Source organism: Microbulbifer maximicatervae (SeqCode) (assembly GCF_052467305.1).
The window spans coordinates 3,543,036-3,558,441 of sequence record NZ_CP174306.1; the positions used below are offsets into that span (position 1 = coordinate 3,543,036).

Here is a 15,406-nt window from a genome sequence, read left to right on the forward strand (position 1 = left end):
TGCGCAGCTACGCACCCCAAAGTTCGCGGATCAACTCACTTTATTTGCGGCATCGTCTGCCGCTGACCAATTAGAAATCACCTTGTCGATGTCCCCATAAGTCTGCATTGACTGTGAGAACTGACTGCGGAAAGTCTTACCCAGGTTGACCCCATTCAGAATCACATTGATCAACTTCCACTGGCCTGCCCGATTGCGCACCAAGGTATACGAAACTTTTGTTATACCCTCTTTACTGCGAACTTCTTGCAGCACATTTACACGATTACCTTGAGGTGTGGTGCCGGGATTGACCACTTTTACATCCAGGTCGCCAAAATTTGCCACACCGCGAGCAAATGTCGCCACAAGATCGCGACGAAAAGCATCCGTAAAGCGAGAGCGTTGGTCGGCAGTCGCCTGCTTGGCATAGCGCCCCATTACACCGCGAGCGATAAAGTCAAAATCAACAACCGGGGTCAAAACCCCCTCAACAGCACTGTAGTATCTTTGTGGGTCTGAATTTGCATACTGGGCATTGGATCGGATCACCCCCAGCAACTCATCAGAAACCCCTTTAATCATTACATAAGGGTTTTGGGCAGCATTAGCTACAGGCACTATTGCAGATGCAAAAACAGCACAAAGCGCAAACCTAATCCATCGCGACAAACCGTACCGGCCAATCCAAAATGATACGTTCACAAATTATCTCCAATTAGCAAATCATTCCTTGGACGCATATGGCGCAATTTAGTGCCATAGCAATACCACATACCAACCTTCCCGCAGTCCAACTGAGAGTGTGTCGATCATCCATTGAGTGACATAGCTGACAGCGGTGACGGCAAACTATACCATGGCCGCACACGGTAATGTGGTGGTGTACGAGCGTGTCATTTGACACCCAGGAAAAGCACACTGGCTTTTTCAGCCACCAGCAGCCCGCTAATATAGATTAGCACGACAGCAAAAAACTGAGCTTTCCTCAAACTACTGGAATCTTATGACAAAAATTATTCACGCTGTCGCATAAGTAAATATTGAAGCTGTCGCATAATAAGACGGCTTGATTACCACCTATTAAGCACTAGTAAGCGATTTGAGGCAGTTGATGACACAGGATCTGATCTTGGAAGCCGGGCGCCGCACCGTCCGCATGGAGACCGAAGCGGTAGCAGCACTGGAAAACAGAGTTAATGGCGAATTCCAGCGTGCTTGTGAAATGATCATGCAATGCCGCGGCCGTACGATAGTTACCGGCATGGGGAAATCTGGGCATATTGGCCGCAAGATCGCTGCTACGCTTGCCAGTACTGGCACACCAAGCTTTTTTGTTCACCCCGGCGAGGCGAGCCACGGTGATCTCGGTATGATCACCCGAGATGATGTAGTCATAGCCATATCCAACTCTGGCTCCTCCGCTGAAGTCCTCACCCTACTGCCTCTGCTAAAACGCCTGGGCATTCCACTGATTAGCATGGCAGGAAAAACTGACTCCCCTCTGGCTCAAGCTGCGGAAGTCAATTTGGATATCTCAGTAGCCACAGAGGCTTGCCCGCTCAATTTGGCCCCCACCTCATCGACAACAGTTACTCTGGTGATGGGAGACGCACTTGCAGTCGCCCTGCTCGAGGCCAGGGGTTTTACTGCCGAAGATTTTGCCTTCTCCCACCCCGGCGGAGCCCTCGGACGCCGACTTCTTCTAAAGGTTGAGGATGTGATGCATGCGGGCGATGAACTCCCCCAGGTAACTCCAGAGACGCTGCTATCAAAAGCCCTGCTAGAGATGACCAGCAAAGGGTTCGGTATGACAACTATTGTAAATAGCGACGGTGAATTACTCGGCGTTTTCACCGACGGCGATTTGCGCCGAGTAATAGATCAAAAAATCGCACTCGACAAAGCTGTAATGGAAGAGGTGATGAGCCGCCGCCCTAAAACGGTTTCTGCTGACACTCTCGCTGCAGAGTCCCTGAGAATTATGGAGGACTACAAAATCACTGCATTAGTAGTAGAAGATGAAGCCCACCACCCTGTCGGCGTACTCCATATGCACGATATTCTGCGCGCCGGAGTTATCTGAGATAATACCGGACAATTAATACGCAGGTTTTGCCCTCACAATCAAAGGCGAAGAGAGATTACTCCGGTGATACCCGAACAAAAATTAAATGATTCCCTGAATAATATCCGCTGGCTTGTTCTGGATGTGGACGGTGTTCTGACAGATGGCAAGCTTTATTTTGACAATAGCGGCAACGAACTCAAAACCTTTCACACTCTGGATGGGCACGGCATTAAAATGCTGCAAGACTCTGGTGTACGTGTAGCAATCATTACCGGCCGGCGCAGTAATGTTGTAGAGCGCCGAGCACACGACCTGGGTATCAATAAATTGATTCAGGGCCGGGAGGACAAGTTTGCCGCACTACAGGAGTTACTTTCTGAAGAGTCATGCCGCCTGGAAGATATCGCCTATGTCGGGGATGATTATCCCGATCTACTGGTAATGACCAAAATCGGATGTCCCATCGCACCACCTAATGCAGCCCCCCCCGTACGGGAGCGAGCCCTGTGGATCACAAAGGCCCGTGGCGGCGAGGGTGCTGTACGCGAAGTCTGCGACCGCATTATGATTGCACAAGGGACCTTTGACGCGGCGCTCGCCCCCTATATCGGAGAAAAATGATGCGCTCGTGGTTGCCTCTCATACTGGTCATTCTACTTATAAGTGCCGGGCTCTGGTTTTCCGAGAGTCCGCCAGAGCAGTTCTTAGGCAAAAGGCCCACTCCTCAGCAACAAAATCGGGCTGCGGACCTTGTTATCAAAGGGGCTGAAACTCGCCATTTTGACCAGGCAGGCAACCTAGCTTATCGAGTGGATGCAGAGCAAATCACCTATTTTCAATTTAAACGTCGGGATCGAGCCAACCTTAAAGAGCCGCGGATGCTGTTCTATACGGACGACCAGCCCAAGTGGGCAACTCGCTCCCAAAGGGGTGTGGCCTTCAATCGAGGAGAACGTATCGTACTTAGTGGCGACGTTCAAATTGATGAACTCCCTGGCCCGAATGGCATCCAATTGGAGACACCGCGAATCACAATCTTCCCTGACAGGGAATTCGCCGAGACCGACAAAGTTGTTACTATTAGCTCCGGCCCCAACCGCACTGAAGGAACGGGGATGCGCGCTTACCTGAAAGAAAACCGGATGGAAATTCTATCCGACGTGAAGAGCAGCTATGACACCCAATAACCGCTATCCCTCTATGCTTAAGACCTTCACTGCGATTACGCTGGCAGCTATTACCACCGTAGCACAGGCTTTACCTGATGATAGAACCCAGAGAATCTCTGTGGGCTCGGAATCTATGTCAGCCGACCGCGCCAATAATTTAGTGGTTTATAGTGACAATGTGGTCATCACACAGGGCTCCCTCCAAATTAGGGCAGATCGCGTGGAAGTGTACTTTACGGCCAGCGATGAAATCAGCCGGGTCATTGCTGTGGGTCGCCCCGCGCACTTCCAGCAAAAAATACTGGAGAGCGAAGAACCAGTTAAAGCCCGTGCTGAGCGCATAGAGTATGTCATCAGCTCTGAAGAACTGCAGCTCACAGGGCAAGCTTATATCGATCGCGATGGCAACACCCTGACTGCGGAGAAAATCGATTATGATCTCGCCACTGAGCAAATGAGCGCTCGCAGCCAGCCTGGCCAAGGCAGAGTTGAGATGATCTGGAAACCTGAGAGCACCGAAGCCAGCGAGCCTGCTGAAGCTAATACCGACAAAAACCAGTAGTTCATCCAAATTTCAATGCCTGTAAAACAGCGCTATTTACAATGATGTAATCCGCAGCCCCTCTCGGCAGCGGTTAGATTTCAGGACTCATTATGCCAACGCTACAAGCGTTACACCTCGCCAAACAATATAAGAAAAGAAAAGTTGTCCAAGATGTCTCTGTCAGCGTCTCAAGTGGACAGGTCGTTGGCTTACTTGGCCCCAATGGAGCCGGGAAAACCACCTGCTTCTATATGATCGCAGGGCTGGTGCAGGCCGATGCCGGGCAAGTCCTAATCGACAACGAAGATATTACCCGTCTATCAATGCACGGGCGCGCCCGCAAGGGAATCGGCTACCTGCCCCAGGAAGCCTCTGTTTTTCGACGCCTGTCAGTGCGTGACAATATTCTCGCAATCCTCGAAACCCGAAAAGAGCTCAATCGTGCAAAGCGCGAAGAGCAGGCCCAGGAGTTGCTCGAAGAGTTCAATATCATACACATTGAAAACAGCCTAGGAATGGCCCTATCCGGCGGAGAGCGGCGCAGAGTGGAGATTGCACGAGCCCTGGCTACAGACCCAAGCTTTGTCTTGCTCGATGAACCCTTTGCTGGCGTAGATCCTATTTCAGTTAACGATATCAAACACATTATTCGCCACTTGCGGGACAGGGGTATCGGCGTATTGATCACAGATCACAATGTAAGGGAAACCCTGGATATCTGTGAAACTGCTTATATCGTCAGCGAGGGGCATATTATTGCCTCAGGCACCCCCGATGATGTCCTCGCTAACCAACAGGTACGCGAAGTCTATTTGGGACATGAGTTCGCGATTTAATGGCAAATGATGACAGGTGTAACTCAATAGGCAAAATTTCGAAAAACATATCATATCCCTCATAGAAGTCGACCTCCTGGCAGGCAATAGTCGGCATGCTTATTGCTTGTAATAGTTTGAGGGCCAAGGTAGTCTGCGCCATCTCGGGTTAATTTTGACGAACCCTTTGTCGCACTGGCCTGCAACTTTAAATTATGAAGCAGTCTCTCCAGCTCAAACTCGGCGCACAGCTAACTATGACCCCCCAGTTGCAGCAGGCAATACGCCTCCTGCAGCTCTCCACACTAGATTTACAGCAAGAAGTCCAGGCAGCCCTCGACAGCAACCCAATGCTGGAAGCTGAGGGTGAAGATCTGGCTCAACAAGCAACAGCCAATACCGAGAGCAACGCACAACAAGAGCCACCAGCCACTGTAGGGGAGGATTTAAACCACGCAGCCGCTGAGGAAAAAGAGCTTGGTGATTCCGACTGGAACCAGGATATTCCAACAGAGCTGCCCGTTGATTCTCAGTGGGACGACATTTACAGCAGCTACAGTGGCCCCGCCGAGGGCGACGACCCCAATTTTGAGCGCAACTCTTCCACCGACACACTTCAAGACCACTTGCGCTGGCAATTAAACCTGACAGCACTTTCCAGTCACGATAAATGGATCGGCGAGCACCTTATTGACGCCATCGACCCAAACGGTCTTCTCAATACCACCGTTGATGAAGTAGCCACCTCCCTTCAGCTCGAAGAAGATGAGGTAGTTGCAGTCCTTAAAGCTGTACAACAATTCGAACCAGCTGGCTGTGGGGCCAGAAACCTCCAAGAGTGCCTTCTACTCCAGCTCAAGCAGCTACCAGCGGAAACTCTGTGGCTAAAGGAGGCGCAGACCATTATTGAGCGCCACCTGGAATTACTTGGTAAAAGGGATTTCAGGCAACTCACCCGACGCACACGCCTCAACGAAGCTCAGCTCGGCGAAGTGATCCGCCTTATCCAGACACTAACCCCCAACCCAGGTGAGGAGTTCAGCGGGGAACAGCCCGCTTATGTCATTCCCGACATTATTGTGTCCCGTAAGGATCACCGCTGGCTGGTCGAACTTAATCCAGAAATCACTCCAAAGATCCGGATTAATGGCCACTACGCCTCCTTGGTAAAACGGGCGGATAACTCCCGGGAAAACAATTTCATGCGGGATCACTTGCAGGAGGCCCGCTGGTTCTTGAAGAGCCTACAGAGCCGCCACGACACCCTGCTAAAGGTCGCCACGTCCATTGTGAATAAGCAGCAAGGCTTTTTTGAGGAAGGCCCAGAGGCAATGCGACCAATGGTTCTGGCAGATATTGCTGAAACCATTGGCATGCATGAATCCACCATATCCCGAGTGACCACCCAAAAATATATGCTGACTCCACGGGGAGTTTTCGAACTCAAATATTTCTTCTCAAGCCACGTCAGTACAGATTCCGGTGAGGATGCGTCATCCACCGCCATTCGAGCCCTAATTCGCAAGCTGATTGACACAGAAGTACCTCGAAAGCCGCTATCAGATAACAAGATCACTCAGGAGCTGGACAAGCAAGGCATCAAGGTTGCGCGCCGAACGGTAGCGAAATACCGCGAATCTATGGGTATCCCCTCCTCAAGTGAGAGAAAGAGGCTCATTTAAGTCACACCCCAAACACAGCCAATTAAACTGACCCCTAACCCACCTCCAGTCATACGCTACTGGCGCCTTCCGCCCCCAACCTGCAACCAAAATCCAAAATTTGAGTGTATCCTTCCATTCTGGCCCACTTCCTAGTAGGGTTGCGACCCGATAGGGGGTGAGCGCCGGCTTGTGATGCACCTTTAAGGAGAAATCCATGCAGATCAATATTAGTGGCCACCACGTCGACGTTACCTCACCTATGCGCAGCTACTGCGAAAGCAAAATGGAGAAGCTGTCCAGACATTACGACAACATCACCAACGCGCAAGTAATTTTATCCGTCGAAAAACTGATCCAAAAAGCTGAGGCGACGGTACATATAAACGGTCACGACCTCTGTGCTGGATCCGAAGACAGAGATATGTACGCGGCAATTGATGCGCTCACCGATAAGCTGGACCGCCAACTGAAAAAACACAAAGAGAAGTTGCAGAACCATCGCTGAACTATGACACTGGAAGCATTACTCTCTCCCCGCCTTAGCCTTTGCCATCTGGCGGGGAGCAGCAAAAAAAAGCTACTGCTCAATATTGCCCAGGCCATCGCCGAACAATATCCCCAACACGACTCCGATACAGTTTTTAATCAACTGATCGCCCGTGAGCGCCTTGGTTCCACCGGTATCGGCGATGGAGTTGCCATTCCCCATTGCAGGCTGCCCGGTTGTGATAGCCCCATTGGGGTTCTCTGTACCACCCAGCCCGCCATTGATTTTGACTCTGCCGACCGTCAGCCTGTCGATTTGCTATTTACTCTTCTGGTCCCCGAAGATGCTGAGCAGGAACATCTGGATACACTAGCCGAAATTGCCGCTCTGTTTTCCAACAGCCAGGTTAGAGATAAGCTAAGGCAAGCACAAAGTAGTGATGAGCTATATGCCCTCGCTATTGATAGTACCGCAGCCGCCTAGAGGAGGTTTTGTTAGTAACTGAGTCTCAGAGCTGACATTCGCCTCATTGTTCAGGTAGTGCAACAAGCGAAATAATAAAGACTTGATCAAAGAAAAGGGCTCTCCATGCGCTTGGTGATAATTAGTGGACGCTCCGGCTCCGGAAAAAGTTCTGCACTGCAATTACTGGAAGATGTCGGTTTCAATTGTATCGACAACCTTCCCACCAGCCTGCTCCCGGAGCTGGTTAAGAGGGTCAAGGCACAACCGCCAAAAGAAAACACACCCCTGGCCCTGGGCGTCGATGCCCGCAACCTCTGGCAAGACATAAGACAGGCTCCCAGTGTTATTGAGTCCTTGCGCGAGGCAGGAGTTCAATGTGATGTTATCTATCTCGATGCCCGCGAGCCGGTTTTAGTACAGCGATTCAGTGAGACCAGACGGAAGCACCCTCTCAGCAATGATTGCACCCACTTGCTAGAAGCTCTCAATCAGGAAAAAGAGCTGCTCACCCCTATCTCAACCATTGCGGATATGGTTATTGATACCAGCACCCTGAGTTTGCACCAACTGCGCGAAATGATTAAAAATCGTGTTGTTGGTGAACAATCAAACAGCATGGCGATTCTCTTCCAGTCCTTCGGGTTCAAGTATGGCGTGCCTGTGGATTCAGACTTGATTTTTGACTTGCGCTGTCTACCCAATCCCTACTGGGAACCAGCTCTAAGAGAAAAAACCGGTAAGGATATCGAGGTCGCTGAATTCTTGCGCTCTCACCCAGAGACCGCAAAGATGGAGGCTGACATCACCAACTTTTTGGAAAACTGGCTGCCCTCCTACCAGAAAAGTAATCGCAGCTACACCTGTGTCTCTATCGGCTGCACTGGGGGCCGACATCGATCAGTTTATATGGTTGAACAGCTGGTAAAGAAATTTTCCAAAGAGTTTGATAACGTCCAGATACGCCACAGGGAGCAACAAAAATAGATTTTTGTCGAGCAGCGCAATGCAGAAACACCAACTGACCATCATCAATAAACTCGGCTTGCACGCCCGCGCTGCAAGCAAGTTCGCGCAGACTTCCTCCAAGTTCTGCTCCAATATTAAAGTGCATTGCCAGGGTAAAGCCGTAGATGGAAAAAGTGTGATGGCCCTAATGTTACTAGCTGCAGGCAAAGGCACGGAGCTGGAACTGGAAATAGAAGGGACAGATGAAAGTGCCGCCCTAGAAGCTATCAGCACACTGATCTCCAATCGATTCGGCGAAGCTGAATAGAGGCCAGTATACTATTGCCACGAAAAGCTCACTCTAAACATTAAATCGCTAAGCTTTTACATCGCCTCCCAAATCCACCACTAGCAGTAAGGACTTGTTGTGCCCAGCTCTCCCCAAGCCGAAATCAAATTCCGCGCACAGAATCAGCTGGGTGAGCTGTATGCCGCGCTGGATAGCGGTACGGGACAAGAAGTCCGGCGCATGCTTAAGACCCTGACTCCCCAGAGTGTTGCGCAATTGCTGGAGAGCTCTCCACCCCGTATCCGCCAGGTACTTTGGAATTTGGTGGATAGGGAAATAGAGGGTGAGGTCCTGCAGGAACTCACCGACGATGTGCGCAGCCAGATCCTCGCCACTATGGATACCGAGGAGATGGTGGAGGTAATGGAAGGCCTGGATGCCGACGACATCGCCGATATACTTCAGCAGCTGCCGGAGCGAGTTGTTGCCGAAGTGCTCTCATCGATGACGGAAACCGACCGTCTCCGGGTTGAAAGTGTTCTCGCCTATGATGAGAACACTGCTGGCGGTTTAATGGATACGGACACCATCTCTGTCCGCCCCAACCTGACTCTCGATGTGGTACTTCGCTACCTTAGGCGCCATGAACAACTACCGGAATCTACCGACAGCCTTTTTGTGATTAACCGGAGGGGCCAATATATCGGTCTCTTGCCACTATCCAAACTTCTCACCACAGATCCATCGGTGACAGTTCGCGAAGTGGTCAATACCGATGTGGAACCAATACCCGCAGATATGCCCGACACAGAAGTCGCGCGCTTGTTTGAGAAATATGATTGGATCACCGCACCGGTAGTCGATGAGGATAACCGCCTGCTGGGGCGAATCACCATTGACGATGTAGTAGATGTTATCCGAGAGGATGCAGATCACTCCCTGATGAGCCTTGCCGGCCTCGATGAGGAGGAAGACACCTTTGCCCCAGTAGGACGCACTGCTCGGCGCCGGGCCGTTTGGCTGGGTATTAATCTACTCACAGCTCTGCTTGCCTCCTGGGTGATCAGTTTGTTCCAAAATACCCTGGACAAGGTGGTAGCCCTAGCAGTCCTAATGCCCATCGTCGCCAGCATGGGGGGCGTGGCCGGTAGCCAAACGCTGACAGTGGTCATTCGCGGTATGGCCTTAGGCCAGATAGGACGCAGTAATTTAAGCTGGCTACTTTCCCGTGAGCTGGGTTCGGCGGCACTCAATGCTCTTTTGTGGGCGCTTGTGATGGGCTTGATAACCGCCATGTGGTTTGGCGATATATGGATTGCGGTAATCATCCTTGCCGCCATGATAATCAACCTATTAACCGCCGCACTCGCCGGAGCGATATTACCAGTAGCATTGCGTGCCATGAATATAGACCCGGCACTGGCCGGCGGGGTAGCGCTTACTACAGTCACCGATGTAGTAGGCTTTATGTCTTTTCTGGGCTTGGCCACTTGGTACTTTAGCTAAATCACCTCTGGACCAAGCCCCCTTATTTACCGAAAGCGAATCAAAGATGTACGAATACGACGATTACGATGACGACCTGCCGAAAAGTAAAACTCAGGTCAAAAAAGAAATGCACGAGCTGCAAGATCTCGGCAAGCAACTAACCGAGCTCTCCAAGGCCCAACTGGCTGAAGTCCCCATAGATGAGGACTTGCAGGAGGCTATTGCTACGCTACATCGGATCAAATCCAATGAAGCTCGCCGGCGCCAGATGCAGTACATCGGCAAGTTGATGCGCAGTGCCGACCAAGAAGCGATAGAAACAGTGCTGAGCCGCTTTAAAGAGCGAGACCAACAACACCTGCGTTTCGATAAAATGGCTGAAGACTGGCGCAAACGACTACTGGAGGAAGGCAATAGTGCCCAGGGTGAGTTCTTTGACCAGCATCCCGGTGTCGATCACCAACAGCTGCGCCAACTGATTAGGGACTCCCATCGAGAAATCAAAAACAATAAGCCACCAACCAATCAACGAAAATTATTCCGCTATCTTCGCGACTTCTTTATCCAGGAAGCAGAATAAGGGCTCCGGGCGCTCCAGAGTTAACTGGCTGGCAGCGCCCGCAATCTAGTCATCAGAAGTTATTGCGCTTTCTTATCCCCAGAAGCCGGCACAAAGTCCAGGGCGAGAGAATTTAGGCAGTAGCGCAAACCAGTGGGCTCCGGGCCATCTTTAAAAACATGCCCCAAGTGTTCCCCGCACTTTGATAACACCTCAGTCCGCTTCAAGCCCCAGCTGTAATCGTCCTTTAAAACAATATTTTGTGGGTAGGCAACATCCCAAAAACTGGGCCATCCAGTACCCGATTCAAACTTCTGCTCAGAGCTGAAAACCGGTAAACGGCAACCCGCAGTGACATAAACCCCTTTCTCTTTGTTATTCAGAAGCTTGCCACTAAAAGCGGGCTCGGTACCTTTTTTCCAGAGAACCTTATAGCGATCCTCTGGCAGGATCTGCTTCCAGACAGACTTAGGGATCTGATCGAGATCAGTCCCCTCTGCAATATGCTTTTCAGCTTGAGCGACCGTCATATTTTGGTCGCGCTGGTGGTCATCTGCCTCAGAACACGCCGAAAGGGTGACGGCTGTAAAAAGAAGGAGGGGCAATAATGAATGCAACGCCATCTAGAGTGCTCCTTTTACAGGGGATCATCACTAAGATTAGATGGCTATTGCACGCTGCCTCTGGATATTAAAAGTCAAGCTGCAGGTGGGGACTTCTCTTCAGAACCGACCCCAACCTGTGTCTTGTTCCCCTCATGGTCCAGAACCGCGCCCTCACGTTTGGCGCCATCTCCATCAAACAATTTCTCAAATCGCATTTGCGGGTCTGACCAACCGCCACTAATTCGGTAACTGACACTAGCGACCTTTTTAACCTGCTTTTTAAATGCCTTACTGATCAGGTAGACACCCGCAGCTGCAGGCAAGCCACCGGCTAGGGCTGCAACCAAAGCCAAGTTATTCCCAACTGGCAAAGTAGCCACCAACGTTAAATCCAGATCTTCGCGGACTAAATTAACCCGCCCCGCCATCTGCAGTTCACTGGTGGGTCCCTCTACCTGGATGGGTACTGCGATTAAAAGCTGACCATCGCCTTCAAAGACTACTTCACCACGCACCCTATCAAAAGCCATACCACTCTTGTAAAGGTCAGTGAAATCAAGACGCAAGCGTCGCGCCCAGGTATCAAAATTAAACAGTGACAATAGACGCAACACGGTAGAGCCTGTCGCACCGGTTGATCGCAGGAATCGGCCATCGCGAATATCAACCTTAAGCTCTCCGGAGAGAAGGCTTCCTTTCACCTGAGTCGGGGCCCCCTCCCACTTCAAAGCAGTTTCAAAGATCGCCGACTTACTCTCAATCAATGGCTCATGGCCCATCTTGCGCTGGATATCTGCAAGATCATCAGCCACCAGTCGGCCGATAAATTGTGATGACTGCTGCCCCTCGGCATCCCTCATCCACACCAATTCTGCACCTAGCTCACCACTGTGTTTGCCCTGCCCCTCGATGCGGAACCCTCTCACCGTGCCGTGGATATCACTCACCACCAAACGATCTGCAGATGTCCTCAACTTAAATGACCAGGGACCCAAGGCCTCTTCACCTATTTGAAGGTTATCAGTACTAAAATCGATTTGTGGCAAACTAGTAAAATCAAACTGCGCCAAAGGATCCGCTACTACCTCCTCCGCAAAGGGGTCTGAGGGAAAAGCTTCATCACTAACTTCCGCCGGTTTCTCTGGCTGAGGCAGACGCAAATGAGCCAGTTTGAGGCGTAACGGTGTACTGCCATCCAATAAGCCTGTTAGATTTCCTGCAATCATTTCACTGTCAAATTTGAGCTTCCAATCCGTCCCCATTCCCTCACCGGTAACATGGATATGCTCAATTTCTGCAGAGCCCAACCGAAGCTGATCTGTACTGAGATCCAGGCGTATCGGAAGTGGCTCACTGGCACTACCCGCAGCCTCTCCTGGATTTTCTGCATTACTTGCAACAGAACTGGCAGCGCTTGGCTTCGCTGGTTCAGACAACTGGTAAATATCCAGCAGAGACTGCCAGCGAGACAGATCAACAGTGGAAATATCTCCAGTGACCGTCAACTCCCGTTTGGAGGGCAAATTTGCCTCAGCATTCAAGGCGATTGCAGCCCGATCTAACTCTCCATCAATCAGCCAGAATTGTCCCTGTAAATGTTCTCCATAGTCCAAGTGGAACAAGCTGCCCTGCTCTCCAATCGGCACTCGCAATACAAAATTGGTTTCTGTTTCCGCCGTCTTACCAAGTGGGTCAGGCAGATTTACAGCCACACCGGCCAGGTTGGAAGTAAGCTCAAATACTGCGGCGTAAGGGGTTTCCGTTGATTTTGCAGGAATGGTCACCAGGGCTTGATAATCCATTTCTCCTTCCAGCCACTGCAGTTCTGGCCGCGAACTCCAAGCGTGTACCGACTCAACCAATGCATTGCCGTCGATAACCACCTGGGTACCCCGTGCATCCCCCTCGCCAATATGTTGGATACGAGCAGTCAGCGGGCGGCCCCACAATTTGCCATTCAGCTGGGTCCCTTCAAGGCCTGTCGCACTATCGTATTTCACCAAACCATTCAACGCAGTCGCATCGAGGCGGAGCCCTTTCAGTTGAAGGTCACCGTGCTTCAGGTTGACTTCAACCTGTTGCTCGGGAACTACGGATGACTGTCCCAAGGGTAGAGTTAAGGATACAACGCCATCCAAATTCCCCGTCAGGCTCCAATCATCAAAGGCACTTCCAAGGTGATCTCTGAGTGGTGATTCACGCAATAGTCGCAACCCATCGGCAGCGGGTCCAACCACCTCAGTTTGTACATCAAGGCGTGAGCCTCCACCCTTCTGAGGGGTTACCGCAACCAGAATATTTCCAGCATCCATATTCCAGAGCTTGGCTTTATCGGCATTGACCCGCACAATTTCATCATCGAGCAACAAACGGCCATCCACATCCCTGACCTCAGGCCACTCACTGGCGTAGTCCAGGCTCGCATTTGAAAAGTCGAGCGCCAACTGAATCGTTCTGCGCTTCTGGTGAGTCGCGAATGCTCTAAGGGATTCTTCTTTACCCTCTTTGCTATAACTACTGCCGCGATAGATAAAGGCCGCACTCTCAACGCGCCCTTGATTGTTCTTACCCAGGCCAGTTTTCAACCAGCTGCGCAAATCATCGCTAACCACAAATGGCACCAGCTCTTCCTGGGTAATAACCCCCGCATCTTTTATCGATAGGGAAAGCACCAGATCCACAGGTCGTGTTTGGGTGTGGAAGGGTAGTGACAGCATAAACTGACCACCGACCTGACCAAGTTCACCGCCAAGCATCAGCGGGCCCGACAATACATTGACTTCGTTCAATGCCTTATCGACATCCCAGGCTATGGTGCCGCTGGCTTGCTCAAACCCAAAAGCATTCTTATACAGACTGGGAAAGTGCGCCCCGAGGGAGGTACCGTCGAGTTCAACCCGGCCACTGGCGCCCTCAACCTGAAGATATCCACTCAACTGGGTAATTGCCGGGGCTCCTCGAAACGCCTCGACCGCAATATCTTCCAAGTTTGCGCTGATCTCTAACTGCCGGTCTGCACCAGCTCGCAGACGCAGGCTGCGCAACTGACCTTGGGGTTTTAGTGCACGCAACCATTCATCTGCAGCTCCCTCTAGTAACGACAAGCGATTTAAGATACTGCTCCAACCAGCGAGATCGACCAGATCTGCCATCAGGGCTATACCCTCTTGGCCACTGTTAACCTGCAGGTTCAGCGACGGCATTTTCAAGCCCTGCCAATCGATTTCAATATCCTGCAGCGCTAATCGCCAGTGCTCTCCCGGCAACCAGCGGCCCGACAAGTTGCCAGAAAAAGCGCGCAACGGAGCCAGTGTATGCTCTTCTATATCATCTCCTGCCCTTTGCATATCGGTCAGGCTTTCTACTTGGGCCAAGTCCACCTGGCCCACTATGCGATACCCACTTACGGCATCACTATGCAGCCACAAGCGGCCGTCTGCCCACTTCTTCCCCTGCCAGTGAAACCGGTCAGGTAACGGGGTGAGTTCGTGAAGCAAACTGACAATGTCTTCATCCAGTAGCAACTCATTAAGCTGCATATAGCCACGCAGTGAGAAGTGCTCTTTATCTTTGGGATTGCCCCGCCCCTCTAACACAACACGAAGGGTCTCTTCATCAACCTGGCTGCTCTCCCCTTCGCGGGAAATAAAAGCCCTTGCAGTCAGTCGGTGAAAATCTCCGCTATTTTCCAGCTGGATTTCAGGCAAGTTGATTTCTGCCAGCTGCTCATCGGGAAGGCGCACAGTGATCGCTGCATCACTGATTTGAATTTTGGGGCTCAACTGGAACAAGCGGGCCGGATCTGCCGCTTCGGGGTCGGGTGCAGTGCTGCCTTCAAGCTTAAGCGGGGCATCGGGAAACCCCTGTAGATACCAGAGGCCATTTTCATCGCGGCTGAGCCCGGCCGAAAACTGATTCATTTGCAGGTCTTTCCAAACCAACTCCCGGTTCCAGAGACTGGAAAGTAGATCCAGCTGGAACAGGCCGTGCCCCATTCTCAGCTCGCCGTGTTCCCCAAGGCGCAGTCCATCCAGCTGCAATGCAACTTCAAGGGCCTCCCAACGCAGGGAAATACGATCCATCTGCACAGGAACACCAAGCTGCTCACTAAGCCAATGACTAATCTGCGGACGATAGTTCTCTACCTGCGGGGACAGCAGTCGGCCTGTTTGCACGATGATTGCCAGCGCAATCACCAAACTTACCGACAGTAACCAGAACTTTCTTGCAATCCAGCGTATTACAACCATCGCTATACCCTCACCACCAAACAGGCACGGACCGAGCGCTGACAATAAGCTCTCTTAGCTTGCTGGCGAGTGAATA

Annotated in this window: 15 protein-coding genes; 12 read left to right on the plus strand and 3 right to left on the minus strand. The window is 51.4% G+C overall.

Annotation, left to right across the window (positions count from 1 at the left end):
• Nucleotides 1-30 precede the first annotated feature (30 nt).
• The gene (locus tag ACJJI4_RS15450) at nucleotides 31-684 is read right to left on the minus strand and encodes an MlaC/ttg2D family ABC transporter substrate-binding protein (protein ID WP_444896350.1); all 654 of its coding nucleotides are present in this window, start codon (nucleotides 682-684) and stop codon (nucleotides 31-33) included.
• Between the two features lie 409 nt (nucleotides 685-1,093).
• Between ACJJI4_RS15450 and ACJJI4_RS15455 the strand changes: the two genes are divergently transcribed.
• From ACJJI4_RS15455 to yjgA, 12 genes are all read left to right on the plus strand, one after another.
• Nucleotides 1,094-2,065, plus strand: coding sequence for a KpsF/GutQ family sugar-phosphate isomerase (locus tag ACJJI4_RS15455; protein WP_444896349.1), 972 nt, complete (start codon nucleotides 1,094-1,096; stop codon nucleotides 2,063-2,065).
• Nucleotides 2,066-2,131: 66 nt separating this feature from the next.
• Complete coding sequence (locus ACJJI4_RS15460) at nucleotides 2,132-2,671, plus strand: KdsC family phosphatase (RefSeq protein ID WP_444925714.1); 540 nt, start codon at nucleotides 2,132-2,134, stop codon at nucleotides 2,669-2,671.
• Nucleotides 2,668-3,237, plus strand: a complete 570-nt coding sequence (lptC, locus tag ACJJI4_RS15465) for an LPS export ABC transporter periplasmic protein LptC (RefSeq protein WP_444925715.1) — start codon at nucleotides 2,668-2,670, stop codon at nucleotides 3,235-3,237. Before ACJJI4_RS15460 ends, lptC begins: the two co-directional genes overlap by 4 nt.
• Nucleotides 3,224-3,781, plus strand: coding sequence for a lipopolysaccharide transport periplasmic protein LptA (gene lptA, locus ACJJI4_RS15470; RefSeq protein WP_444925716.1), 558 nt, complete (start codon nucleotides 3,224-3,226; stop codon nucleotides 3,779-3,781). Before lptC ends, lptA begins: the two co-directional genes overlap by 14 nt.
• Nucleotides 3,782-3,873: 92 nt before the next feature.
• A complete protein-coding gene (gene lptB / locus ACJJI4_RS15475) occupies nucleotides 3,874-4,599 on the plus strand; it encodes an LPS export ABC transporter ATP-binding protein (protein ID WP_444925717.1) in 726 nt (241 codons plus the stop codon).
• Nucleotides 4,600-4,793: 194 nt separating this feature from the next.
• A complete protein-coding gene (locus ACJJI4_RS15480) occupies nucleotides 4,794-6,260 on the plus strand; it encodes an RNA polymerase factor sigma-54 (protein ID WP_444925718.1) in 1,467 nt (488 codons plus the stop codon).
• 196 nt (nucleotides 6,261-6,456) lie between these two features.
• The gene (gene hpf, locus ACJJI4_RS15485; protein ID WP_108734230.1) at nucleotides 6,457-6,747 is read left to right on the plus strand and encodes a ribosome hibernation-promoting factor, HPF/YfiA family; all 291 of its coding nucleotides are present in this window, start codon (nucleotides 6,457-6,459) and stop codon (nucleotides 6,745-6,747) included.
• 3 nt (nucleotides 6,748-6,750) lie between these two features.
• Entirely contained in the window at nucleotides 6,751-7,212 is a 462-nt protein-coding gene (ptsN, locus tag ACJJI4_RS15490; RefSeq protein WP_444925719.1) for a PTS IIA-like nitrogen regulatory protein PtsN, read from the plus strand.
• Between the two features lie 105 nt (nucleotides 7,213-7,317).
• Nucleotides 7,318-8,178, plus strand: a complete 861-nt coding sequence (gene rapZ, locus ACJJI4_RS15495) for an RNase adapter RapZ (protein ID WP_444925720.1) — start codon at nucleotides 7,318-7,320, stop codon at nucleotides 8,176-8,178.
• 19 nt (nucleotides 8,179-8,197) lie between these two features.
• On the plus strand, nucleotides 8,198-8,467 hold the full coding sequence (locus ACJJI4_RS15500; protein ID WP_444918013.1) for an HPr family phosphocarrier protein: 270 nt from the start codon (nucleotides 8,198-8,200) through the stop codon (nucleotides 8,465-8,467).
• A 99-nt stretch (nucleotides 8,468-8,566) separates the two neighbouring features.
• Entirely contained in the window at nucleotides 8,567-9,934 is a 1,368-nt protein-coding gene (gene mgtE / locus ACJJI4_RS15505) for a magnesium transporter (protein WP_413663049.1), read from the plus strand.
• A gap of 46 nt (nucleotides 9,935-9,980) precedes the next feature.
• A complete protein-coding gene (gene yjgA / locus ACJJI4_RS15510) occupies nucleotides 9,981-10,496 on the plus strand; it encodes a ribosome biogenesis factor YjgA (RefSeq protein WP_444896341.1) in 516 nt (171 codons plus the stop codon).
• A 59-nt stretch (nucleotides 10,497-10,555) separates the two neighbouring features.
• Here yjgA and msrB read toward each other — a convergent pair whose 3' ends face one another.
• Both msrB and ACJJI4_RS15520 read right to left on the minus strand, forming a co-directional pair.
• Nucleotides 10,556-11,098, minus strand: a complete 543-nt coding sequence (msrB, locus tag ACJJI4_RS15515; protein ID WP_413663051.1) for a peptide-methionine (R)-S-oxide reductase MsrB — start codon at nucleotides 11,096-11,098, stop codon at nucleotides 10,556-10,558.
• A gap of 74 nt (nucleotides 11,099-11,172) precedes the next feature.
• The gene (locus ACJJI4_RS15520) at nucleotides 11,173-15,375 is read right to left on the minus strand and encodes a YhdP family protein (protein ID WP_444925721.1); all 4,203 of its coding nucleotides are present in this window, start codon (nucleotides 15,373-15,375) and stop codon (nucleotides 11,173-11,175) included.
• Nucleotides 15,376-15,406: the final 31 nt, after the last annotated feature.